At 35.9% G+C, this 24,784-nt stretch carries 21 protein-coding genes; 13 read left to right on the forward strand and 8 right to left on the reverse strand.

Annotated elements, in window-relative coordinates; translation table 11 throughout:
• The first annotated feature begins 16 nt into the window (after nucleotides 1-16).
• From ACYVEC_RS22420 to ACYVEC_RS22430, 3 genes are read left to right on the forward strand one after another with little or no spacing between them, the layout of a single operon-like run.
• Nucleotides 17-814 carry an amino acid ABC transporter substrate-binding protein gene (locus tag ACYVEC_RS22420; RefSeq protein WP_000732853.1) on the forward strand — a complete coding sequence of 266 codons (798 nt, stop codon included), beginning with the start codon at nucleotides 17-19 and terminating at the stop codon, nucleotides 812-814.
• The gene (locus tag ACYVEC_RS22425; RefSeq protein WP_063223811.1) at nucleotides 801-1,499 is read left to right on the forward strand and encodes an amino acid ABC transporter permease; all 699 of its coding nucleotides are present in this window, start codon (nucleotides 801-803) and stop codon (nucleotides 1,497-1,499) included. Before ACYVEC_RS22420 ends, ACYVEC_RS22425 begins: the two co-directional genes overlap by 14 nt.
• Nucleotides 1,500-1,527: 28 nt before the next feature.
• On the forward strand, nucleotides 1,528-2,262 hold the full coding sequence (locus ACYVEC_RS22430) for an amino acid ABC transporter ATP-binding protein (RefSeq protein ID WP_063223813.1): 735 nt from the start codon (nucleotides 1,528-1,530) through the stop codon (nucleotides 2,260-2,262).
• Nucleotides 2,263-2,312: 50 nt separating this feature from the next.
• Here ACYVEC_RS22430 and sasP read toward each other — a convergent pair whose 3' ends face one another.
• A complete protein-coding gene (sasP, locus tag ACYVEC_RS22435; protein ID WP_000013338.1) occupies nucleotides 2,313-2,516 on the reverse strand; it encodes a small acid-soluble spore protein, SasP family in 204 nt (67 codons plus the stop codon).
• A 437-nt stretch (nucleotides 2,517-2,953) separates the two neighbouring features.
• Here sasP and ACYVEC_RS22440 point away from each other — a divergent pair, with 437 nt between their 5' ends.
• Nucleotides 2,954-3,199 (forward strand): hypothetical protein, encoded by a 246-nt coding sequence (locus ACYVEC_RS22440; RefSeq protein WP_063223814.1) that lies wholly within the window; start codon nucleotides 2,954-2,956, stop codon nucleotides 3,197-3,199.
• A gap of 16 nt (nucleotides 3,200-3,215) precedes the next feature.
• Here the strand turns inward: ACYVEC_RS22440 and ACYVEC_RS22445 are convergent, their stop codons facing one another.
• Nucleotides 3,216-4,676 (reverse strand): YheC/YheD family endospore coat-associated protein, encoded by a 1,461-nt coding sequence (locus ACYVEC_RS22445; RefSeq protein WP_063223816.1) that lies wholly within the window; start codon nucleotides 4,674-4,676, stop codon nucleotides 3,216-3,218.
• A 20-nt stretch (nucleotides 4,677-4,696) separates the two neighbouring features.
• On the reverse strand, nucleotides 4,697-5,749 hold the full coding sequence (locus ACYVEC_RS22450; protein WP_063223818.1) for a YheC/YheD family protein: 1,053 nt from the start codon (nucleotides 5,747-5,749) through the stop codon (nucleotides 4,697-4,699).
• 134 nt (nucleotides 5,750-5,883) lie between these two features.
• On the opposite strand from ACYVEC_RS22450, the gene ACYVEC_RS22455 reads away from it, so the two are divergent.
• Together ACYVEC_RS22455 and ACYVEC_RS22460 are read left to right on the forward strand one after the other, a co-directional pair.
• Nucleotides 5,884-7,020: a DUF445 domain-containing protein gene (locus ACYVEC_RS22455; RefSeq protein ID WP_063223839.1), complete on the forward strand. Its 1,137-nt coding sequence runs from the start codon at nucleotides 5,884-5,886 to the stop codon at nucleotides 7,018-7,020.
• 142 nt (nucleotides 7,021-7,162) lie between these two features.
• Entirely contained in the window at nucleotides 7,163-7,519 is a 357-nt protein-coding gene (locus ACYVEC_RS22460) for a YlbF/YmcA family competence regulator (RefSeq protein WP_060629704.1), read from the forward strand.
• 257 nt (nucleotides 7,520-7,776) lie between these two features.
• Here ACYVEC_RS22460 and ACYVEC_RS22465 read toward each other — a convergent pair whose 3' ends face one another.
• From ACYVEC_RS22465 to ACYVEC_RS22475, 3 genes are all read right to left on the reverse strand, one after another.
• On the reverse strand, nucleotides 7,777-8,199 hold the full coding sequence (locus tag ACYVEC_RS22465; protein ID WP_080468595.1) for a bleomycin resistance protein: 423 nt from the start codon (nucleotides 8,197-8,199) through the stop codon (nucleotides 7,777-7,779).
• A gap of 132 nt (nucleotides 8,200-8,331) precedes the next feature.
• Nucleotides 8,332-8,898 (reverse strand): NDxxF motif lipoprotein, encoded by a 567-nt coding sequence (locus ACYVEC_RS22470; protein WP_098555710.1) that lies wholly within the window; start codon nucleotides 8,896-8,898, stop codon nucleotides 8,332-8,334.
• Nucleotides 8,899-8,919: 21 nt separating this feature from the next.
• Nucleotides 8,920-9,480, reverse strand: a complete 561-nt coding sequence (locus tag ACYVEC_RS22475) for an HAAS signaling domain-containing protein (protein ID WP_098555709.1) — start codon at nucleotides 9,478-9,480, stop codon at nucleotides 8,920-8,922.
• 403 nt (nucleotides 9,481-9,883) lie between these two features.
• On the opposite strand from ACYVEC_RS22475, the gene alsS reads away from it, so the two are divergent.
• Together alsS and alsD are read left to right on the forward strand one after the other, a co-directional pair.
• Nucleotides 9,884-11,572 (forward strand): acetolactate synthase AlsS, encoded by a 1,689-nt coding sequence (gene alsS, locus ACYVEC_RS22480; protein ID WP_063223823.1) that lies wholly within the window; start codon nucleotides 9,884-9,886, stop codon nucleotides 11,570-11,572.
• Nucleotides 11,573-11,588: 16 nt separating this feature from the next.
• A complete protein-coding gene (gene alsD / locus ACYVEC_RS22485; RefSeq protein WP_063223825.1) occupies nucleotides 11,589-12,347 on the forward strand; it encodes an alpha-acetolactate decarboxylase in 759 nt (252 codons plus the stop codon).
• A 139-nt stretch (nucleotides 12,348-12,486) separates the two neighbouring features.
• On the opposite strand, the gene ACYVEC_RS22490 is transcribed toward alsD, so the two are convergent.
• Nucleotides 12,487-13,104: a DNA-3-methyladenine glycosylase gene (locus tag ACYVEC_RS22490; protein ID WP_063223827.1), complete on the reverse strand. Its 618-nt coding sequence runs from the start codon at nucleotides 13,102-13,104 to the stop codon at nucleotides 12,487-12,489.
• Between the two features lie 134 nt (nucleotides 13,105-13,238).
• Here ACYVEC_RS22490 and ACYVEC_RS22495 point away from each other — a divergent pair, with 134 nt between their 5' ends.
• Both ACYVEC_RS22495 and ACYVEC_RS22500 read left to right on the forward strand, forming a co-directional pair.
• Nucleotides 13,239-14,108 carry a Cof-type HAD-IIB family hydrolase gene (locus ACYVEC_RS22495; RefSeq protein WP_063223829.1) on the forward strand — a complete coding sequence of 290 codons (870 nt, stop codon included), beginning with the start codon at nucleotides 13,239-13,241 and terminating at the stop codon, nucleotides 14,106-14,108.
• A gap of 397 nt (nucleotides 14,109-14,505) precedes the next feature.
• Entirely contained in the window at nucleotides 14,506-16,899 is a 2,394-nt protein-coding gene (locus ACYVEC_RS22500; protein ID WP_460508381.1) for an MSCRAMM family protein, read from the forward strand.
• Between the two features lie 66 nt (nucleotides 16,900-16,965).
• Here ACYVEC_RS22500 and ACYVEC_RS22505 read toward each other — a convergent pair whose 3' ends face one another.
• On the reverse strand, nucleotides 16,966-18,705 hold the full coding sequence (locus ACYVEC_RS22505) for an S-layer homology domain-containing protein (RefSeq protein WP_460508384.1): 1,740 nt from the start codon (nucleotides 18,703-18,705) through the stop codon (nucleotides 16,966-16,968).
• A gap of 257 nt (nucleotides 18,706-18,962) precedes the next feature.
• On the opposite strand from ACYVEC_RS22505, the gene ACYVEC_RS22510 reads away from it, so the two are divergent.
• From ACYVEC_RS22510 to ACYVEC_RS22520, 3 genes are all read left to right on the forward strand, one after another.
• Nucleotides 18,963-20,453, forward strand: a complete 1,491-nt coding sequence (locus ACYVEC_RS22510) for a coproporphyrinogen III oxidase (RefSeq protein ID WP_002047350.1) — start codon at nucleotides 18,963-18,965, stop codon at nucleotides 20,451-20,453.
• Between the two features lie 402 nt (nucleotides 20,454-20,855).
• Nucleotides 20,856-22,412 (forward strand): fatty acid--CoA ligase, encoded by a 1,557-nt coding sequence (locus tag ACYVEC_RS22515; RefSeq protein WP_063223836.1) that lies wholly within the window; start codon nucleotides 20,856-20,858, stop codon nucleotides 22,410-22,412.
• A gap of 611 nt (nucleotides 22,413-23,023) precedes the next feature.
• The coding region (locus ACYVEC_RS22520; protein ID WP_460508397.1) for a Cna B-type domain-containing protein at nucleotides 23,024-24,784 on the forward strand (1,761 nt) is incomplete at its 3' end.

A 24,784-nucleotide genomic window follows, 5' to 3' on the forward strand; every position in this document is an offset into this window, starting at 1 on the left:
TTGGAGGATTACCATCATGAAAAAATTATTTTCAGTACTTGCAGTAACTACATTAGCGATCGGGATTGTAGCGGGCTGCGGTAAAGAAGAGAAAAAAGATACAGCTAGTCAAGACGCGTTACAAAAGATTAAACAAAGCGGTGAACTTGTAATTGGTACAGAAGGTACATATCCACCATTTACATTCCACGATTCAAGCAATAAATTAACTGGATTCGATGTTGAATTAGCAGAAGAAGTTTCAAAACGTTTAGGAGTAAAGCCTGTATTTAAAGAAACACAATGGGATAGCTTACTTGCTGGTTTAGATGCAAAACGTTTCGATATGGTTGCGAATGAAGTTGGTATTCGTGAAGATCGTCAAAAGAAATATGACTTCTCTAGCCCATACGTTTCCTCTTCAGCGGTATTGGTTATTGCAAAAGATAAAGATAAACCTGCTACATTTGCTGATGTAAAAGGATTAAAAGCAGCACAATCTTTAACAAGTAACTATGCAGATATTGCTAAGAAAAATGGCGCGGAAATCACGAATGTAGAAGGCTTTAGCCAAGCGGCAGAATTATTAAACACTGGCCGTGTTGATTTCACAATTAATGATAAATTATCAGTGTTAAACTATTTAGAAACGAAAAAAGATGCAAAAATTAAAATTGTAGATACAGAAAAAGAAGCGTCACAAAGTGGATTCTTATTCCGTAAAGGTAGCGACAAGCTAGTACAAGAAGTAAACAAAGCGTTAGAAGATATGAAAAAAGACGGTACGTACGACAAAATAGCGAAAAAATGGTTCGGTGAAAATGTATCTAAGTAGTGCATTGGCTTCAGATCGATTGTCTACTTGGATAGATATTATGCAGTCTTCCTTCATGCCTATGCTGAAGGAAGCTGTTTTTACAACAATTCCATTAACGCTTATTACATTTATTATCGGGATTATACTTGCGACGTTAACGGCGCTTGCACGTATTTCAGGTAGTCGTATTTTACAATGGATTGCTCGTATCTATGTATCTATCATTCGCGGAACGCCACTTCTTGTACAATTATTTATTATTTTCTATGGTCTTCCAACTCTTAATATTGAAGTTGAGCCATATACAGCAGCAGTTATTGGATTTTCATTAAATGTCGGTGCATATGCATCTGAAATTATTCGTGCTTCGATTCTTTCCATTCCGAAAGGGCAGTGGGAAGCAGCTTATACAATTGGGATGACATACCCGCAAGCGTTAAAACGTGTTATTTTACCGCAAGCAACACGCGTATCAATCCCGCCGCTTTCAAATACATTTATTAGCTTAGTGAAAGATACTTCATTAGCATCGTTAATTTTAGTAACAGAAATGTTCCGAAAAGCGCAGGAGATTGCGGCAATGAACTACGAGTTTTTAATTGTTTATTTTGAAGCAGGTCTTATTTATTGGGTTATTTGTTTCTTACTATCAATCGTACAGCAGATGTTAGAGAAGCGTTCAGAACGCTACACGTTAAAATAATCCTTTTACAAAAGGAGTTTTTGTTTTTATGATTTCAATTCAGCACTTACAAAAAAGTTTCGGAGATAATACCGTACTAAAGCATATAGATTTAACAGTTGAGAAGGGCGAAGTTGTTGTTATTATTGGGCCGTCTGGATCTGGTAAAACGACATTCTTACGCTGTCTCAATGTGCTAGAAACGCCGAACGCTGGTAGTATCAGCATCGGTAATAAAGAGCTCGATTTCTCTCAAAAAGTATCGAAGAAAGATATTGTAAACCTTCGTACACAAACAGGTATGGTATTCCAGCACCATAACTTATTCCCGCATTTAACAGCACTTCAAAATGTAATGGAAGGTCTCGTTACAGTGAAAAAGATGGGGAAAGAAGAAGCGAAGAAAAAAGCAAACTACTTCCTTGAAAAAGTTGGTCTTGCGGATAAAGTAGACTTATATCCGTTCCAATTATCAGGCGGACAACAACAGCGCGTTGGAATTGCTCGCGCGCTTGCGATGGAGCCGGAAGTGTTACTATTTGATGAACCGACGTCAGCACTTGATCCTGAACTCGTTCAAGAAGTTCTGAAAGTAATGAAAGAACTTGCTAAAGAAGGCATGACGATGGTTATTGTAACGCACGAAATGCGCTTTGCACATCAAATTGCGAACCGTGTTATTTTCATGGATGGCGGTGTCGTTGTCGAACAAGGTACACCAGAAGATGTATTTACAAATCCAAAAGAAGAACGCACGAAGAAGTTTTTACAAATGTTGCAGTAAATAAGGAAGGTCTCAAGGCATATGCCTTGAGACCTTTTTGCCATATATATTTATTTGTGGAATCCGCCAAGGCTTTGCTCAGCCATTGCAACTAGACGTTTTGTGATTTCGCCACCAACAGAACCGTTAGCACGAGCCGTAGAATCTGCTCCTAATTGTACACCAAATTCTTGAGCGATTTCGTACTTCATTTGGTCGATTGCAGCTGTTGCTCCTGGTACTACTAATTGATTTGAAGAATTTTGGTTTGCCATAGGAATATATCCTCCTTAGAGTTATAAAAATTTTTTTTGGTTGGACTAGCTGGAGTTGAACCAGATTATCGCCCCGTTGGCGCTAATCCATCGGTAATTAAGTTTGTACTCATAGTATGGATGTTACCTAGAAAGATATACAAAATAATAATTTGTAAATTTTGTAAAAAAATCTTAGTGATTTCGTAAAGTATGAAATAAGAGTAATCGTTGTATTTTTTAGAAAGAAGGCTAAACTAAGAGCAATATGAAATATGTTTTTCTTTTTGTATCCTGTTATTTTGGTGCAAATCATTAACTTCTTATTTATTACAATTAAATCGATAGCAACTTCATAGTTCTATTTTGAGTAGGAATGGGACAGAAGACCGCTCCTATGCCATAGATAGATGCTCTCTTCAATCTGCTTGTAAATGATAACGTATGGAGGAATCGTGATGGGAATTTGCCCGCTTTGCAACGCATTAGAATCACAAACATATTCTTGTCAAAATTGCCAAAGTATACTCCAAGATTATGGGAAGGCTGTAGATTACATAGACGATTATAGTGCGTATATGGACCAAGAATTATTAAGTGCAGTAGATGGATTAACAAATAATAATTCAAATGAATACTGCAATCATATTTTTTATTGCGGAGTATGTAATGTGGAAACAGAGGTTGTAGTAAAACTTGTGTAAATAGAAAACTTCCACCTTATGAATGAGGTGGAAGTTTTTGTTTTCGTATTTGTGAGTGAATCATAGGGGACGGGATATGCTCGGTGCTTGAGGAAGACGCTGATTTTATTTGAGACATTTTTTCTTTTGCATCGCGCAAAGAATGCTCAGTTAAGTAGATGGCATATTCGTAAAATAATTGGCGCGTCAGTTCGCTTTGTTCTTTTAACTTTTCATCTTGGAATACAGTTCGCCCAGGTTTAGAATTTGCTTCAAAGAGCCACGGGTTTTCCTGCGTGTCTAAACCGATATCAAAACCAATTTCTCCAATATTTCCGGTTACTTGTTCATCGAGCGCGTAACTAATTTGTAAGGCTGTATGTTTTAATTTATTTTCAATTTGAACTTGTTTTGTTGAATCTGGAAAAAGTTCTTGCAGTAATTTTGTATCACCACCGCTATTTACATGAGTTGTTAAGCTACCTTTGCCAGCAATTTTTGCGACGATTGCACTGACCATCCATTGCCCGAAATGATTTTTATTTGTATGAATGCGGAAATCAACAGGTTGCCCGTCGAAGCGAAGTAAGGAAATACCTTGTTGTACGATAAACTTTTTTAAATCATGTCCTTTTAACACATGGTTTAGAAGCGTTTCTAATGATTGATACTTTCTTAGTTTGTTTTCTTCATTTTCGCGATAACGACAGTAATAGCAATTCTCTGCTTGAGAATAAAATAGTTGATGAATATTTCTACCGAAGCTGCCGTGAATTGGTTTCATGTAAATCGATTTATACGTTCCGAGAAATCGTTCAACTTGTTCGAAGTGCTGAAATGTTTCTGTGTTTGGTAATAACGGCATAATGGATTCATCTTTCATAAGAAGTTGATGTACTTCCCATTTATTAAAAAATCCTGGATTAAACCATGGAATCGCATAGTCATGCTCTAATTTTCTTTTTGCTCTTACGATTGGTTTATAATTTTCGGCTTTCCGATTTGGTAATCGGTCGTAAATGACATTTGGAAAAGGTACTTTTCTCTTAATCCATTGCCCTTCTTGAAAGAAGTATCCTTCAATTGTTTCATCTTCCCAGTCTATATGTTGCACACCAAAAACGAATACAAATGGTCGCAAAGTGAATGGCGGCGTTAGTAACTCGCCAAGAGAAGTTGAACGGCTTCCTAAAGGATTAGAAGAGTCATCGTTAAAACCAGTTGTAAAAATCCCGATTAATGGTCCGAAAATAATGGTTTCATTTTGAGTGAATGCATGGATAGTAGTGGAATGAGGAAGTAAAAGCTTTTCTGCAATTTGTTTTCCGATAATGATTTCGCGAGTAAAGGAATAATGAATTTTCACCTCTTCACTGGCAACGTGGCGGATGCCGAAGGAGAGGGATGTAATCGGTGGTGTAATGGAAAAAATATAAGGTAAAGTAATACTATTTGGATGCTCATCTGAAATGTTTAATGTATATATGTGCTCTTTCAAAATGAAATTACCTCCTTTCATTATGGTGTAAAGCGACTAAATTTGAGTGGTCCGTGATATATTTTCTCGGCTAATGAATCACTATGACGAATGTAATGTTCGTACGGGGGAATCGTGTTGACATACATAAGCCAAATGGCCCCTTTTTGATCCATAATGGTGGAAAGCTCTAGCTCGAATAAAGAAGAATAAGATTGATCTAATGTTTGAAACACTTCATTTATAATGTCATGTAAAGCATCTTGTAATAACTGTACCCCTGTACTAGATAGTACGTATTTAATTTTTGAAAATGAATGCAGCGAGGAATCATCCGTTGCCGAAAGTAAAAGTTGATTTGGAAATGAGCTTTTTTGTATAAATTGACCGATAACGTTCCACTCTCGTTCTTTATTTTTTTGCAAAATGGTTCGAATATGGAGTGGGTATGTTAATTGATTTGGTGATTGTAGCATCGTATGGGTGATGTAACGTGCTGAACGTATATTAGATTTGTACCAAGATATAAATTCATCAGTCTGTTTAATTGGAGTAGAAGTATGATAGGCGTCATTTATTGTATCAATATGAAACGTTTTATTTTTATAAGCGACCCGGTACAGACTATCATTGGAATGTGTATGAGTAGGACGTATAATAATATCTTTTGTTTTTAATAACAGTTTGAAAACGTTTTGTATCGTTGCTATTTCAAATTTTGGTATATAAGGAGATAATTTTTTATTCGTGAGAAATACATCATGTAGTTCGCTTAAGTCAATGAGTGTGTTATTTAAAAAGGTAGTGGAAGGACGGTTGTGTAATGAGTGAATAATTGACTTTGCTTTTTCGAGGTCTGTTTCCTCGTTAAAAGAAGAACGATCGTATATATAAGAAGGAATAGGGAATGTTTGTTCTTTCCATTTTCCTGTATCCGTATCATAAATCAGACCAGAAATAAGATCTGTTTTAGGATCAATACCAAATGGCGTAAACTGGGCAACGACATTATGATAAAGCCGAGCACGTTTAGCGATTTCGGTGTAATACGTTTGCTCATAATGAGGCCAGCAAGTTAAAATACCGAGAACCAACGAAATCACTCCTTTACTAACAAAATGTTGACATAATAGGAGAAGCTATATATTGCAAATACGTTTTTATACCATTATACTTTTGTCCGTATGATGATATGCTATAGTTTTGGAGAAGCGAAAGGTTGATTGTAATGAATATATGGTTAAGTATGTTAACGACGACAGGGCTCGGAGCAATTATTGGGGGATTCACAAATCATTTAGCGATAAAAATGTTATTTCGTCCTCATCGCCCTATTTATATTGGTAAGTTTCAAGTGCCATTTACACCAGGATTAATTCCGAAGCGCCGTGATGAGCTTGCTGTTCAATTAGGGAAAATGGTTGTAGAGCATTTGTTAACGCCAGAAGGAATCGGAAAGAAGTTAACAAATGAAGAGTTTCAAAAAGGTTTAATTCAATGGACACAAGTAGAAGTGGATAAAGTAATTACGAATGAACAGTCACTGCGACACATGTTAGAAAAATGGAACGTAGCGCATGTAGAAAAAGAGGCAACCGGAAAAATCGAACATGTGATTACAGAAAAAATAGAGGCATTTTTAGCGGAGTATTATACATATACATGGGAACAAGCCTTACCTCATTCTGTTCATGAAAAAATAGAGAATGCGATCCCAAATGTCTCTGCGTTTATTTTAGAGCGAGGAATTAGTTTTTTTGAAAGTGAAGAAGGGAAAGCTCGTCTTTCAAAAATGATTGATGATTTCTTTGCTTCCAGGGGAACGCTGCTTAACTTAGTCGGAATGTTTTTAGGGAATGTAAGTGTAGTCGATCGTGTGCAGCCAGAAGTTATTAAGTTTTTAGGGCAAGATGGCACGAAACAACTTTTAACTGATGTACTGCAAAAAGAGTGGGAGAAGTTAAAAGGAAAAGATGTAAAAGAATTAGAAACGTTTGTAGAAAAAGAAATGATTGTAAGCTCCATATTGTCAGCAGTTAAAGTTGAGGAAACAGTGAGTAAATTTTTAAAACAATCTGTGAAGCAAGTATGTGAGCCGGTGCGAGAAACAATCATGGAAAAGATAGTCCCGAGTGCAGTAACGAAAGGCTTGAAGTGGGGGACAGAAAACGTAGCGAGTATATTAAACAATCTCCACCTTGCGGAAATTGTCCAGCAAGAAGTATCCACATTTTCAACGGAGAGATTAGAAGATTTAGTTCTGTCCATTACAAAAAATGAACTAAAAATGATTACGTATTTAGGAGCATTATTAGGCGGAATGATCGGACTCGTGCAAGGACTGCTATTGTTGTTTCTTAGATAATAAGGTGAGTACATAGAAATAAAAGTGAAATTTCTTCACATCTCTTGCATAGTTTGATATGGTAAGAAGAGGTGCGTATGTAAATGCACGTAAAAGGCAGTGCGAGAGAAAAGCGCTAGCCTTCTAAAGGAGGAAAAATAAAATGACAAAAAACATTCATGATGTAGCATATGAATTACAAAAAGCAATCGCTGAAAACGATGATTTCAAAACGTTAAAAGAGAGCTACGCAGCAGTTCAAGCTGATGCAGCTTCAAAGAACTTATTCGATGAGTTCCGTACAATGCAACTTAGCCTACAACAAAAAATGATGCAAGGTCAAGAAATCACTGAAGAAGACAACCAACAAGCACAAGAAGTTGTAGTTCGCATTCAACAAGATGCTAAAATTACAAAGTTAATGGAAACTGAGCAACGCTTAAATACAGTTATCACTGACGTTAACAAAATTATCATGAAGCCACTTGAAGAATTATATAACGCGCAACAACAAGCGTAATGAGAGAAGACGTCCCTAGTATAGGGGCGTCTTTTTCAGTGACAATAAAGGTGTTTAATTTTTAGTATAAGAAATGTAATAGCTACCTACTAAAATTAACTTGTAGGTGGTTTTAAAGTTATTTAAAACTAAATTTAATTATTGTAGCCTTTAATTTATAAAAATAATAAAGTTGGTTAATTCTTCTTCAACTAATGCCCCTTATTGAAAAAAGTAGCTTGCTCCATCTACTAAATTTTCATCCTGTTTTACATAGCTTAATCTGCCTCAACATCTTTTTCACCTAAATTTTGAACAAATCTTAATAGATAACCATCAGGGTCCATAATTAAAAATTCTTTTTGTCCTTTTAATTTAGTATCAGCTCTATACCAATTCTCTTGAATATCAAATTTAATTGGATACTCGTTCTTTTTCAAACTATCATATAGTGAATCAATATCATTTATGATAATTTGAAAATTGATTCCTCTTCCGTAGGGATAAGATAACTCCCCAGTACTCCAATGACCATTTACTTCTTCAATCATAATCTGGCAGTCATTTAAAGACAGTAAAGCAAACTTATCCTCTGGTCTTTGATATTCAATTTTAAACAGGAGAATTTCCGAATAGAAATTTAAACTTTTCTCCATATCTGAAACTGATAGCTCTGGTATTAATGCATTGAGTTTGTGCAAAAATGCTGCGCCCTTTGCTTAAGTTATTGATTATTATAACACTCACTATAAATTCTTCTTCCATTAAACTACTTCGTTAGCCCTATAAGAAGTAAACAACTTTATTATCTCTACACACGTCTTTTTTGTTTGTTATTTGTGGAAATACTCCGTTTCAATATTTTTTTCCTTCAAAAACTTTTCAATTTCTTTTTGCTTCTTACCATTAACTTTCTCAAAGCGTTTTGTAAAAGAAAAATCAGTCTTGAACAAGTTACCATCTTCAGCGAGTTTGTCTAATTCTTGCTCTAGTTCTACTGAAAGTGCCGTAGACGCTGAAATGTAATCATGAATTTCCTTTGAAGGCTGTTTATAATCATTAGGGATCATATTGTTATTAATAAAATTAAGGAAATTCGCATCGTTTTGTTGCGCTAAATCTACTAGTTGTTTTAATTTCTCCCGATCGGATTCCGTGACTTCTTCGTCAGACATGGTTGACGAAAGTGGAACGATGTTTTTGTCTAACTCTCCGCTATAATCTAAATAAGTTTTTATATTTTGTTTCATTTCGTCTTCGTTAATCGTTTCCGGAATTTTAATCGTAACATCTTTAATAGATTGTACATCGTTTTCTTCCTTAGGTTGTGCATTGTTTGAACAAGCTGGTAGAAATAAAAGAGTAAGTAGCATGAGTGAATATAAAGTATATTTCTTCATTTTAATCTCCTTTTACATTCATTAGTGTCTTTGTAAAATAGCTATATTCCATTTCAAATACTTTACTAAAAGTGCGTATATATGTTTGACCATTTGATAACATATGACGGATATGAGTAAACCGCCGCAAAAAGCGATGAACACATTATAAACATCGGAATAACTAATTTGATGAAATCCCTTAAAGAATCCTAATCCTATTAATAAAATAGGTGAAATAATTAATAATGGAGTGGCAATGATAAGTGCTAGAAGAATCGGTAATAAAAAGAGTAGTACGAAAAAGGCGATAATGATAAAGGTAAAGTTTAAAACACTTAAGCTCATAACAGAAAATAGTGCGGTTATCATATTTTTGAGGCTGCGCCTACTGTCAGCATTGCTTATTGCATATGAAACATTAAGTTCTTTAGCAATAGTTTTAGGGTTTCCTAGTTTTTTAGAAATTTCCTCTTCAGATTTCCCATCTTGTTTACCACTGATAAAATGAGTTTCGTACTCTGAGATAATATCCTCCTTTTCTGAATTAGGTATATTCCGTAGGGAGGAACTAAGTTGGCTTAAAAATTCACTTTTGTTCATTGCACTCACTTCCCTTTATAAAATAATGAATTATAGCTGAGAATCCGCTCTTTTTTGAAAGGGGGATATACTAACTATGAATGTTATTCCAATTAATGGGTGTTCCAATATTTACAAATATATCATTTAGTAGTGTTCTTTGCAAGGTACTGTTATTTTTAAAATACTGTGATGAGATGGAAGTTTTTTAGATTTTTTCGAGGAGATATAAAAATATTATTTTAGGATAAACAAAGGGGTGTAAGCGCATTCCTTATTATTTGTCAAAATAATGTCGAATTCATATTCTTGGAAAAATAATGCATTTGTACTATAATGATAAACAATACTTCACCACGTTAATTAACTAGGTGAAATTAAAAATCTTTATTACACACATTATGAAATAAAGGAATGATTAGTTTTGAGTACAGGTGTAAAAGCAAACGACGTGAAGACAAAAACAAAAGGAGCAGATCTTGTTGTTGATTGTTTAATTAAACAAGGTGTTACACATGTTTTCGGTATTCCAGGAGCGAAGATTGACTCTGTATTTGATGTACTGCAAGAAAGAGGACCAGAGTTAATTGTTTGTCGTCATGAACAAAATGCAGCATTTATGGCAGCTGCGATTGGTAGATTAACAGGAAAACCGGGCGTATGTCTTGTAACTTCAGGACCAGGGACATCAAATTTAGCGACAGGTCTTGTTACTGCGAATGCGGAGAGTGATCCCGTTGTTGCTTTAGCTGGTGCAGTTCCGCGTACAGATCGATTAAAACGTACGCACCAATCTATGGATAATGCTGCACTATTCGAACCAATCACAAAATATAGCGTAGAAGTAGAGCATCCTGATAATGTGCCAGAAGCATTATCAAATGCATTTCGAAGTGCGACTTCCACAAATCCAGGCGCTACTTTAGTAAGTCTTCCGCAAGACGTTATGACTGCGGAAACGACTGTAGAGTCTATCGGTGCGCTTTCTAAGCCACAGCTTGGAATCGCTCCCACACATGATATTACATATGTAGTAGAAAAAATAAAAGCAGCGAAATTACCGGTTATTTTACTCGGTATGAGAGCAAGCACAAATGAAGTGACGAAAGCTGTTCGTGAATTAATTGCGGATACAGAACTTCCTGTCGTTGAAACATATCAAGCAGCTGGTGCGATTTCACGTGAATTAGAAGATCATTTCTTCGGCCGCGTTGGATTATTCCGTAACCAACCAGGTGATATTTTACTAGAAGAAGCGGACCTTGTTATTTCTATCGGTTATGACCCAATTGAGTATGATCCGAAATTCTGGAATAAACTTGGGGACAGAACGATTATTCATCTTGATGACCATCAAGCAGATATCGACCATGATTACCAACCAGAGCGTGAATTAATTGGTGATATTGCCTTAACAGTAAATAGCATCGCAGAAAAATTACCGAAACTTGTGTTAAGTACGAAATCAGAAGCAGTATTAGAACGATTACGCGCGAAATTATCAGAACAAGCAGAAGTTCCAAATCGTCCTTCAGAAGGTGTTACGCATCCACTTCAAGTGATTCGTACACTTCGTTCTTTAATTAGTGACGATACAACCGTTACATGTGACATCGGTTCCCATTCTATTTGGATGGCGAGATGTTTCCGTTCTTATGAACCACGTAGATTATTATTTAGTAACGGTATGCAAACGTTAGGTGTTGCACTTCCTTGGGCAATTGCCGCTACTTTAGTTGAACCGGGCAAGAAAGTTGTTTCCGTGTCAGGTGATGGTGGTTTCTTATTCTCTTCGATGGAATTAGAAACAGCAGTACGTTTAAATTCTCCGATCGTACATCTTGTATGGAGAGACGGTACGTATGATATGGTTGCGTTCCAACAAATGATGAAATACGGTAGAACATCAGCTACAGAGTTTGGCGATGTTGATCTTGTGAAATATGCAGAAAGTTTCGGAGCAATAGGTCTTCGTGTCAATACACCAGACGAATTAGAAGGTGTATTGAGAGAAGCGTTAGAAGCAGACGGCCCTGTCATTATTGATATTCCAATCGATTACCGTGACAACATTAAATTAAGCGAAAAATTATTACCAAACCAATTAAACTAATGGAGGCATGGTTGAGATGACTGTTGCGCAATTAATTGATATTGATGCAAAAAGAACGAAAATGAGTAATGAAGTATATCAAACATCTACAATGCTTGCGCTATTAGATGGTATATATGATGGTGTAATTAGCTTTGAGGAATTGAAAGAACGTGGTGATTTCGGCATCGGTACATTTGATCAATTAGATGGTGAAATGATTGCATTCGATAACGAATTTTATCATTTACGTTCAGACGGTTCAGCAGAAAAAGTAGAACCGGAAGAAACGACACCGTTTGCGACTGTAACGTTTTTTGAAAAAGAAATGAGTTATACGGTAGAGCGTCCGATGAATCGTGAAGAAGTTGAGGCATTATTACATGAATTAATGCCAAGTAAAAACTTATTTTACGCTATTAGAATGGACGGTACGTTCCGTGAAGTAAGAACGAGAACTGTTCCAAGACAAGAAAAACCGTATACACCGCTCGTTGAAGTGACGAAATCACAACCCATCTTTTCGTTTAAACATACAGAAGGCACGCTTGCTGGATTTTGGACACCAGATTACGCGCAAGGTATTGGTGTAGCTGGTTTCCACTTACATTACATTGATGATGAAAGAAGCGGGGGCGGACATGTTTTCGATTATGTTGTAGAAAACTGTACGATCCAAATTTGTCAAAAAGCTCATATGCATTTAGCACTTCCAGAAACAGCTGATTTTATGGCGGCTGAATTATCTAGAGAAAACTTAGAGGATAATATTGCGACTGCGGAAGGTGCGGAGTAAAAAGGGAGAGACTGTTCCATTTTGGAACAGTCTTCTTTTATTTGTAATGTCATTATTTGTCGATAAGTCGATATTCCTTGTCTAATCGTTGATATATTGTAAGTTACGATAGATATATTCCGAAAATCGTTGATATCGTTTATTTCTTTGAAACAAACGGATGCCCTTCATAATAAAAACGCCACGGATAATGTACAGCTTCTTCTGCATAGTCGATGTTAATTCGAGGTCCGGCTATTATTTTATATTGTGAGGATATGTGTTCTTCTTCTCGGACGAGTTCGATATGTAATGTATCACTTTGTAATGAGACGCCTCGTTCTTCTAAAGTGATTCCGAGTGCGCGACATAGTTTGCCAGGTCCGTTCGTTAAATTTTTATACTGCGCCTTTGTAATTTCGGTTTTGTTGTATCGTGCTAGTTTTATTTCTTCGATTCCATCTACTGGCTCAAGAGCTCGAATGAGAACACCTTGCGGGGTGCCAACTGGCGCTGTAATGACGTTAAAACAATGGTACATACCGTAAATTAAATATACGTAAGCATGTCCCGGTGCACCAAACATGACTTCTGTGCGATCCGTCCGTCTGCCGCCATAACTATGTGCGGCCTTATCATCGGGACCTTTATATGCCTCTACTTCAACAATGATTCCGCTTCGTTTTATTCCGTCTACAATATGAACAAGTTTCTGTCCGAGTAATTTCTTTGCGACTTCTAACGTATCGCCTTCATAAAAGGAAGGAGGTGCCTGCATTGTACTATCTCCTTTACTGAGTGTATATGTATATAGTAAACCAAATTTTCAGTAGAAATTCTAACTCGTTCTATTTGCTACATTTATTTCATAAATTATGGATAGAGTACAACAGCGAAGAGGGGGAGTGCGACATGATTTATCGCTTACTAGCTCTTAACATAGATGGGACACTACTATACAACAACGGAAAAATTGCAAAAGGATTAAGAGAAACAATTGAATTTGTGAAAAGAAAAGACGTATACGTTACATTATTTACGAGCCGTAATTTTCAGTCTGCTCATAAAGTAGCAAAGGCGTTAAAATTAGATTCTATATTAGTGACACACGGTGGTGCTTTCATTTCAGCAACGTTAGATAAGCCGTACGTTCAAAGAAGATTATCGGAAGAGAAGACGTTTAACATTGTGCAAGTATTAGAGCACTTTGATTGTAACGTTCGCATTTCTCATGAACGGTTTTCAATCGGAAATCGCGAGAGAAATACACCAAACTTAATTGCACGTACTGTGTTATCGAGTGCAGATCCGTTATTTTATCCAGTTCAATTTGTAGATTCATTAGGTGATGCGCTTCGTGATCATCCAGTAGCGGCGCCAAAAATTGATGTTCTTTTCCAAACAAAAGGTGAAAAAGAACGAGGGCTCAATACACTAAGAAAAGCGTTTCAAGATCTAGAGTATGTTGAGTGTGATTCAAAACGAATAGAAATTTTGCCGCAAAATGTATCAAAATTACGCGGATTACAATTACTTGGAGAGCATTTAAATATTTCGCTAAACGAAATGGTTGCGATTGGGGATAGCATGGAAGATTTAGAGGTTATTGAAAATGTAGGTCTCGGGGTAGCAATGGGGAATGCACCTGTAGAGTTAAAACAGGCAGCTGACTGGATTACACGTTCAAATAGTGAGAACGGCGTAGAGTATATGATTAAAGAACATTTCCGCAAGCAATTCCCGCTTCCATTTTTGAAGAATCATAAAAATACACCGAAATGATAAAGGAAAAACGTAGCTTTTTGGCTACGTTTTTTTATTGGTTTTATCCTAAGTTTGAAAGCGTTTTATTCAAGGTAATTGTGTCTAAAATTCATACAATTCACTTGAATCCTTTAGAAAACTGTTGTAAAGTGGATGATGTTGCCAAAAAAGTTACACCACATGAAATATTCTCCATATTAGTTTTATTGAGCACCCATACGCAAAAACATTTCCGCATGTTAGTTTCGTTCACGCATTATTTCAAAAATGAATTGTAGCAATTTTATTAATTAGTTGTAGAGTTTCTTTGGTTTATTTAAATGGATTATTTTAAGTTAATGTGAGTAAGGATTGGTACATATGAAATGAGCTTTTTTTCATAAATCTAGGAATTTTAAAAGGGGGAATGAATTTTTTGAGGAAATCATTTAATCAAAAAATAAAAAAATTAAGTAGTAGTTTTATAGTTGTATTACTAGTATGTATGAATTTTTTAATCCATTTACCATATAAAGCAGAGGCAGCTACAACAGAATTAAAAGGTTTAGGTGATGTATCTTATTACAATGCAATCATTTTTGGAGATCATAGTGCAACGAGTGCGGATATTGAGGGTGCGATGGCTGTTCAAAAAAATATGAATGCATCAAGTTATACAGTCTTAGCGGCTGCAACTGGAGCGCATAACTTAGCTGGAGCAACATGGGTAGATGAAGGATATCCATCATTATTACTAGGCGGTCAATTTACGAAAGCGGGAGCAGGACAAGTAATTATTCAAGATGGAACAGTGGCGATGACAAAAGACGGTGACCCAGATGGTGCAATGAAAACGTCATATGACCGTATCTCTTATAAAGAGCAAGCGGAGATTGATGCTAAGTTTAAAGAATTTAGAAAAGACGTTAATAGCGTAATTGAGGATGCGGGCCAGTTACACACTGATAAACCAAAATCAGGTATGACCTTTGGGATTGGTGAAGATGTAAATAATTCTAATATTTATGTCTCTTCAGGATTAGTAGGACAAGAACCATTCAATGTAAAGGATGTTTATCTTCCAAATGTAAGTAACAAAGATTTTATTGTTATTTATTCAGATGCAGAAGAAGTGAATTTTGGTGGTGGCGCAATCCTGTATGATACAACAGATAAGGGCGGGTTCACATTAGTTAATACATCTCAAACATACGATCCTAATTCCTTTTTTACTGAATTAGCTAGTAAAGTAATTTGGGTGTTTCCAAATGCTAAAAACATAACAACTAAGGGATATGGTGTAATAGGAAGTGTATTTGCTCCTAATGCAGTTGTAGATACAAAGGGTGGTTCAATTAATGGACAAGTCTTTCTTGGTGGATTACACCAAAGAGATGGCTTTGAGGTTCATAACTTTAAATTTAATTGGCCGAAATGGAATAAGCCATCGGTTGAAAAAGTAACAGGTCAATTTGAAATTGCAAAAGTAGATGCAAGTGATGAAACAAAGTTATTACCAGGTGCCGAATTTGAAGTGTATAAAGATGGTAAACAAATAGATACATTACGAACAGATAAAACAGGTAAAGTAATATCTAAGGAATTAGAACCAGGTAAATATACATTAAAAGAAACGAAAGCACCAGAAGGATATAAATTACTAAAAGAAGAAATAGAAGTTAATGTGGAAGAGAACAAAGTAGTACCGGTAATAGTTAAAAATATAAAAGAGTTGGGAAGCTTACAGGTAATCAAAAAGGATGCTGAGAGCAAAAATGTGCTAGAAGGCGCGGGTTTTAGACTGAAAAACGAAAATGGTCAAATGGTTGGAGAGAAAAAAACAACAAATAAAGATGGTGTTGTTACATTTGAAAACTTAGTGCCAGGTAAGTATACGTTAGAAGAAACGAAAGCACCAGAAGGTTACAAAGCGATAGACGTTACAGTAGAAGTAAACGTTGTAGCAAATGAAGTAGCGAAACAAGAGGTATTGAATGAAAAAGTGAAAGAAGAAATTACAGGTCAATTAGAAATTGCAAAGGTAGATGCTAATGATACAGGTAAAACATTAGCTGGCGCAGTGTTTGAAATTTGGAAAGATGGAAGAAAAATAGACACATTAACAACAAATAAGAATGGTAAAGCGATTTCTAAGAAGTTAGAACCTGGAGATTACATTTTAAAAGAAGTTCATGCACCAGAAGGATATAAATTATCTGATAAGGAAATTAAATTTAAGATTTCTAATGAAAAAATAGAAGTTAAAAATCTTAAAATTACAAATGAAAAAGAACAAGACAAAGATCCAGAAAAACCAGGTGAAGAAACAGAGAAACCAGGTGGAGAGACAGAGAAACCAGGCGAAGAGACAGAGAAACCAGGTGAGGAAACAGAAAAGCCAGGTGAAGAAACAGAAAAACCAGGTGAAGAAACAGAGAAACCAGGTGAGGAAACAGAGAAACCAGGCGAAGAAACAGAAAAACCAGGTGAAGAAACAGAGAAACCAGGTGAGGAAACAGAAAAACCAGGTGAAGAAACAGAGAAACCAGGTGAGGAAACAGAAAAGCCAGGTGAGGAAACAGAAAAGCCAGGTGAAGAAACAGAGAAGCCAGGTGGAGAGACAGAGAAGCCAGGTGAGGAAACAGAGAAGCCAGGTGAAGGAATGGAAAACATAGATATAGAAAAACCTACCTTACCAGAAAACGGACAAGGTGCATCTCATGCACAACGTCTTCCAGCCACAGGACATGATATGAATTATCTACCATTCATTGGTTTTGCTCTTGTTTTATTAGGAATACGTCTTAGATTTATGATTAAAAATAGCTAATAGTTTTATAAAATTTATAAAAGGCATAAGAGAAATGTTTTCTCTTATGCCTTTTAGTTTTGTTGTTTAAGCTTCAATCACTTTAAGCATTCGATTTAAAAATGCGGCTGATTCAGCGCGTGTTGCTGTGCCTTTTGGTACGAATTCATTCCGTTCGTTACCCTTTACAATTCCATATGCATAAACGTTTTGTAATGCTTTTTTATCGTATGCTAAGTTTTGGTCAGTGAATGGTAATTTCACTTCTTTTCTATAAATCCAGCTATATTCTAATGCACGGTCAATCATAATAACAGCTTCATCACGTGTTATTGTAGCATTGGGATCAAATTTATTATTCCCACGACCACTAATGATACCTGCACTAGCAGCACGTTTAATTCCATCCACTAAAGATGGATGTGCTTCGTTTAAGTCTGTAAATTTAGCATTTCCAGCAGGTAATTTTAAAGCTCTCGACATTAAATTTGCAAACTCAGCTCGTGTGACAAGACGATTTGGCCAGTAAGAACCATTTCCGTCACCGAACATGATTTTTCTAGCTGCTAACTGACGAATGTCTTGCTCATACCATCCACCTGTAATGTCGTCTTTTTCATGAGGGACTTCTGGCGGCGGAATAACCTCTTTACGATGTTCATTATAGTAAGCGTTCGTGCCTTTTAAGAAAGCATCCCATTGTCCACGTTGAATCATAAATGCAGGGCAGTTTTTTCCGCTCCAAAATTGATGTTTTTGAACGTGATCGAGGGAGATATTTAATTCGTTCATTAAATAGGCTGCTAATTTTCGTGCGTTTTCTACCGCTTTAGCATAATTCCCATCACTGTTCACAGCAATTTCAATTCCGATAGATTCATAGTTTCCAGTCTTATTTCCAGCATGCCAACCAACTTCATTTAATGGTAAATGTTGATAAATTTCTTTGTCATCTACTGTGAAATGCCAAGATGCTGAACGGTCAGTCTTTCCTCGTGCTTGATTATCTAAGTACTTTGCATGATTTAACGCGTTAGCGCCTTTACTCGTATTAGCAGTTTCGTGAATTGTAATGTACTTCGGTTCCATTGCGTAGCCAGGGCGAATGTTTTCATTACCTTTTGGAACAATCATTTCTTTAAATGTAACACCATAAACGTTATTTGTAGGCAAATTAGATGGTGTTTTGAAAAATGTGGCACTTCTATTTTGGGTAGTAATTGGCTTTTCGAATAATGATGCTTTCGTACCTTCGAATGCAGCTGAAGGAGCATAAATCCATTTCTCAGTTCCGTTTATTTGAATTTTAAACCAATTCCCAGCTTGTTCAGTAGGAGCTACTGTTTGTGGCTGTAATTTCGTTTCTTCTTTAAACGATTGGAAAGGGAATGAATATACTGATGTTTCTTCTGTTACAATTAGTTTTTGATTCGAGAGTTTATGAATCTCTTGTATTTCTAAACTATTACTTTCCTTATTAACCCAGCCAGAACCAAATGTAGTTTGTATGTAATATGCATTCCCTTTTTTCTTTGTTGCCTTTACTACAGGTTCAGCAATTTCAATATTTGTTTTGGTTTTTAAGTCGTTTGAATCGTATAGTGGAAGTTTTGTTGATAAGTGGAGAAGATATTCACCCGAGATTTCAAGGTCGTTTTCTTCGTCATGTCTATGCTGTTTTGCATGTTCTTCAATGCTTTTTAAAGCTTGTTCATCCATAGACAATTCCGCAGTTTTCTCTATACTTTCTGCGAATGAATGGGTAGGTGCTACAAATGCTTGAAATGCCAAAGATAATGCTAAAATGTTGTAAAACTTTTTTTTCATAGTTGTTTTAACACGTGATAGTCTTTATTGCGTGTTAAGAGTCCTCCTTTAGGTGTATTTAATTTAGTAGCAAGTACTAATACGTTCTAGATTGTAACAAGAGTATATTCTAATGTCTATACAACTGGAGGAAGTTCGTTAAAAGTCAATATTCAGTTTGTTTTAAATAGAATATCTAAATAAGGTAAAACCTTCTGTATTGACCTGCAAACGCCCTTCAAGTAAACTAAAGAGAGTTTGCAAATGAAAAGGTGATAATGTTGTTAATTTCAATTAAAACGTTACAAGATGATCGTTTTTTACGCCCGCTACAAAATATTGGCGGCTTATTTTTTGAAGATAGTACGATTGGATTTGAACAAGAGGAAGCAAATCTTATCGTTGATATACACATTGAAGAGAATGTGAAAGCATCAGCTCGTTTAACAGATGTTGCGACTGGAAATGTGTATGAAGAAACATTCGCAAAAGATTTATCTGCTTTCACAGATGAAAAAGAGCGTATGAAGCAAGTGAAGCACGTTGTTTCTTATGTATATCTTTCTGTTCTTCAGCAGTTAACTGGGCTTGAACAAAGCTGGGGTATTTTAACGGGAGTTCGTCCGACAAAACTTCTTCATAAAATGCTTCAAAATGGTATGTCAAAAGAAGAAGCACACCAAGAACTTCGTGAAAGCTATTTAATTCATGAAGAGAAAATTGAGCTTCTTCAGCGTATTGTGGATTGCCAATTAGCGGTTGTTCCGGATTTATACCGTTTGAAAGAGGAAGTAAGTATTTATATCGGTATTCCATTCTGCCCAACAAAATGTGCATATTGTACATTCCCGGCGTATGCAATTAATGGACGCCAAGGATCTGTTGATTCGTTCTTAGGTGGTTTACATTATGAAGTTCGTGAAATTGGTAAGTTTTTAAAAGAAAAAGGTGTAACAGTTACGACGATCTATTACGGCGGCGGTACACCGACAAGTATTACAGCAGAAGAGATGGATATGCTGTATGAAGAAATGTATGAAGCGTTCCCAGATGTGAAAAATGTGCGTGAAGTAACAGTTGAGGCAGGTCGCCCAGATACAATTACGCCAGCGAAGTTAGAAGTGTTAAATAAATGGAACATTGACCGTATTAGTATTAATCCGCAGTCATACCATCAAGAAACACTAAAAGCAATTGGACGTCACCATACTGTAGAAGAAACAATTGAGAAGTATCATTTAGCTCGTGAAATGGGAATGAACAATATTAATATGGATTTAATTATTGGTCTTCCTGGTGAAGGGCTAGATATCTTCAAGCATACGTTAGATGAAACAGAAAAGTTAATGCCAGAATCATTAACAGTTCATACGTTATCATTTAAACGTGCTTCTGAAATGACGCAAAACAAACGTAAATATAAAGTAGCAGGTCGCGAAGAAATTACAGCGATGATGCACGAAGCAGAAGAGTGGACGCAAAAGCATAATTACGTACCATATTACCTATATCGTCAAAAGAATATTTTAGGTAACTTAGAGAACGTTGGGTATGCAATGCCGACGCAAGAAAGTATTTACAACATTGTCATTATGGAAGAAGTACAATCGATTATCGGACTTGGCTGTGGTGCATCAAGTAAATTTGTTCACCCGAAGACGGGAGCAATTACGCACTTCGCAAATCCGAAAGATCCAAAATCATATAACGATGGCTTCGTAAAATATACAGAAGACAAACTGAAAATTTTAGAAGAGCTATTTGTATAAGAAGAAGGGGACTGTTCCGAATCGGGACAGTCTCTTTTTTATCCTGCTATTTGCTGGACAGTAAAATTTCCAGGATATCAGTTGCCCGTAACTGCCCGATTGGTGAGGGTTGATTAAAGTTTCACTTTATATTGTCAGTTTTTGTCGGTAAGTCGATATAATTGAAAAATCGCTGATATAAATGGAGTTACGGTCGATATATTTTGAAAATCGCCGATATATTTCAAGTTACGGTCGATATATCCGGAAAATCGCCGATATAATTTCATGTACCATCTAGCGGCGCTGTTTGTAAAACTATGTCGATAATAATCAGAAAAATTAGTCAAATCGATAGAGGACAATGTCTACTTATGGACGAAATGATAGATTTATGAAAGAGAAAAGGGGGAAATTGTTGGCATGTACATGACGATAGGGAGAATATTTGATTTATCTGTTGGTAAGTATCCGAATAAAGAGGCGTTAGTGGAACCAGAAAAAAATATTCGCTGGACGTATAAACAGTGGGATGAGCAAATAAATAAAACGGCGCACGCTCTATTAGAAGAAGGGGTAAGAAAGGGAGATACGGTATCTGTTTACTTATATAACTGCCGTGAATTTGTAAACGTTTACTTAGCGTGTGCGAAAATTGGAGCAATCTTTAACCCGATTAATTTTCGCTTAAAAGCAAAAGAAGTATCGTATATTCTCCAGGACGCATCCTCGAAAGTCGTTGTTTTTGAAAAAGCTGTTGAATCAACTGTCGCTATCATTGAACGAGATTTCCCAAATTCGTCTTTTTGGTATGTAGAAGACGATACACCTTCCTATGCAAGTTCTTATCATGAAAAAGTAAATGCAGCATCTTCTGAGAAAATAGATATCGAAATTGATGAAATGGATTATTGTTCTATGCTGTATACGAGCGGTACGACTGGTTATCCGAAAGGCGTACTACATCGTCATCGTGAAATGACTGAGCATAGTATGATTTGTACGTATTTCCTTAAATACAATAGAGATAGTGCGGGGCTTGTCGTTGCACCTTTATATCATTGCGGTGAGTTAAATGCCGGGATTATTCCGCGCATTCAAGTTGGCGGAAAGAATATTATTTTACATCATTTTGATACAGAAACAGTATTACATACGATTCAAGAAGAAAAGATTACGACGTTCTTTGCAGCACCGACGATGTGGAATATGTTACTGCAAAAAGATTTAGCACAGTATGATTTAACTTCGATGAAGATTGGTATATATGGCGGAGCAGCGATGGCTCCAGCACTAGTAAAGGAATGTAAAGAACGTCTTTATATTGATCTTGTTCAAATATATGGGATGACAGAAATGGGACCTGTTGTTGCGTTTCTCGTAGAAGAGGATCAAATTACGAAAGCTGGTTCAGCGGGAACACCATGCTTTAGTCATGAAATTCGAATTGTAAAACCAAGCGAAGATGCACCGGCAGAGCCAGATGATGTATTGCCTCCTTATGAAGTAGGGGAGATTATTTTGCGCGGCCCAACTATAATGGCTGGTTATCATAACCGAGAAGAAGCAAATGCAAAATCGATGTATAAAGGATGGTATCATTCTGGTGATTTAGGCTACTTCGATAAAGACGGTTATTTATTCGTCGCAGATCGCGTGGATGATATGGTAATTAGCGGCGGCGTTAATATTTATCCACGTGAAATTGAAGATTTCCTTCATAGTCATCCTGGCATATTAGATGTTGCCGTGCTTGGTGAGCCAGATGAATTATGGGGAGAACGTGTTGTGGCAGTCGTTGTAAAGAAAGATGAAACGATTACAGAAGAGGATTTGGAAGTATATTGTAAAGAAAGTGATGAATTAGCAGATTATAAACGTCCTCGTCACTATTTATTTGTGGATGAACTGCCTCGTAATGCGAGTGGAAAATTACAAAAATTTGTCCTGAGAGAGTCGTTGAAAGGTGCAAAACAATAGGGAGTAGAGCAGTCGTATATACAGATGAAGCTATCTTTTTTAATAAGAAAAGATAGCTTTATTTTTTTGAAAACGATTGAAAAAATGGTATATATCTTCTATTTAAATCCTCTTTTATATTATGTAAAAATACTTTTTGAGGTATTGCGCTTTGTTTATAAATGTATATAAACAGCTTTAAATAAGGGTTTAATGAATTTTTCAGGTGGACTTTATAGATATTGAGATAATAATTTTAGTAAGAGTGGAATAAAGTTATGAAAGGAGAATTGTCGCTGAAAGATAAAGAAAGTCAGTCATCAGATGACCTTATGGATAAAACGGTCATTTAGTATATTTTGGCAGCATGAATATAGTAACAAATTAATATGTAAATGAATAGTCTTGTAATGTATTTTTATTAGGAATAGTATTTATTGTTGGCTGCCCGAAAAAAGTAGGAATGAACACAATATAGTTAATGAATTGTGTTGTTTATTACTTTATGTTGTAGAACTAACGATGGTTTGATGCTGCAAATAATCTTTAGTCCGTACCCCCTTAGTTTAAGGGGTATTTTGGGTGGAATGGATCTCACGATTACAAGTTTAACAATGAATATTGGAGGCTTTATGAGTACATATTTAAAAAGAATATCTGTAATTTGTTTTATTTTTACTGTTATGATTGGACAAGTTTTTACGCCTATCGTAGGGCATGCTCAAGAATTAAACGCAACAGGATTTGTTGATAGTTTTTCATTTGAAAAAACAAAATTAAATTATGGGGAAAAGACTACGATACATGTAAACTTTAGTGAAAAACCTGGAAAGAAGATGAAGTCTGGGGATACATTAACGCTAGCACTTCCGCCAGAATTAAAAGGTTATAGTGGCACAATTCCATTAAAGGATGATTCAGGGCGTATTTTTGGTACGTGCCAGATTAATGCAAATAATGTGGTTTGTACATTTAATGATATGGTAGAAAAGCTTGAAAATATTAGAGGGAACTTTAATTTTACTGTTCAAGGTACGAATGTTGAAGCCGGAAAGACGAAAGATGTACAAACGAATTTAGGGACAGATTTAGAAAAACAAATGGTAAGTATTACGCATCCAAAAGGAGAGGGTACAGAACCGGGGATGTTTTTCTATAAGTCTGGTGATATTCAGCCAGACAAAAGTAATGAAGTACGTTGGTTTTTAAATATAAATTTAAAGAAACAATATTTACATGACAACATCGTTTTAAAAGATACGTTACAAGAAGGACAAACGCTAAATAAAGATAGTTTTACTATTACTATCAATAATAAAGAGTATTTATCTCTTAAACAATTTCAAGACCGAGGTTATGGATACATTAAGCTTACTAGTGATAACTCATTTGAAGTTGTAATTTATAGACATATGGCGAACGCTACGTCGTTTACCATTTTCTATACATCAACGATTACTGATAGCGGGAAAAAGTTGAAACATCTACAGAATGACTACAAGCTTGATTATCAAATTTTATATGAGAAACCTATTTCTGAATCTAATAGTGTAAAGGTTGAAAATATATCATTTGGCGGCGGGGCTGAAGGGGTTTTACCTGCGAAAGGAACGTTGCAGATTGTTAAGCATATTGAAGGAGACGAGAATAAGTTTATTCCAGGTGTTTCTTTTAAATTGTTTACAGAGTCAGGTCAGCAAATTGGTGATTCTTATACAACAAATCAAGACGGAATAGTTGAAGCACCAAACCTTGCTCCAGGTAATTATTACGTACAAGAAATTTCTGCTCCGAACTATGTAGAGTTTGATTCACAAGCGAAAATTCCTTTTACAATTAAGACGGATGCTACAAACGGAATAAAACTTATGGTTCCAAATAAGTTGAAAACTACATCTGTTGCAGGAACGAAAACGTGGGAAGGCGATAAAGTAAATGATCGCCCAAAAACGATTAAAGTAGATTTACTGCAAAATGGTAAAATCATTGCAACGAAAGAAGTTACGGCAGCAAATGATTGGAAATATGAGTTTGGAAAGTTAGCAGCAGTTGATAATGCCGGAAAAGTTTATACGTATGAAGTGAAAGAACAACCAGTATCAGGATATCAATCGAAAGTTAACGGATATGATATTACAAATATAAAAATCCACGAAGTAACAGAAGTAGAAGAGCAAGGTAAAGAAGAAACAATAGAAGAACTGGAAGTCCCAAGTGAACCGCAAGCACCAAATGTAACAGAAGAGCCGAAAGAGCTAGAGAAGCCAGAAGTTACGGAGAAACCGGAAATTCATGTGAAACCAGAAGAAGAACAAGTTGAAGAAGAAACAACAGAAGAAATAAAAGAAGAAAAACCGGAAACACCAAATGTGACAGAAGAGCCGAAAGAGCTA

This window comes from Bacillus sp. MN7755 (genome assembly GCF_054771475.1).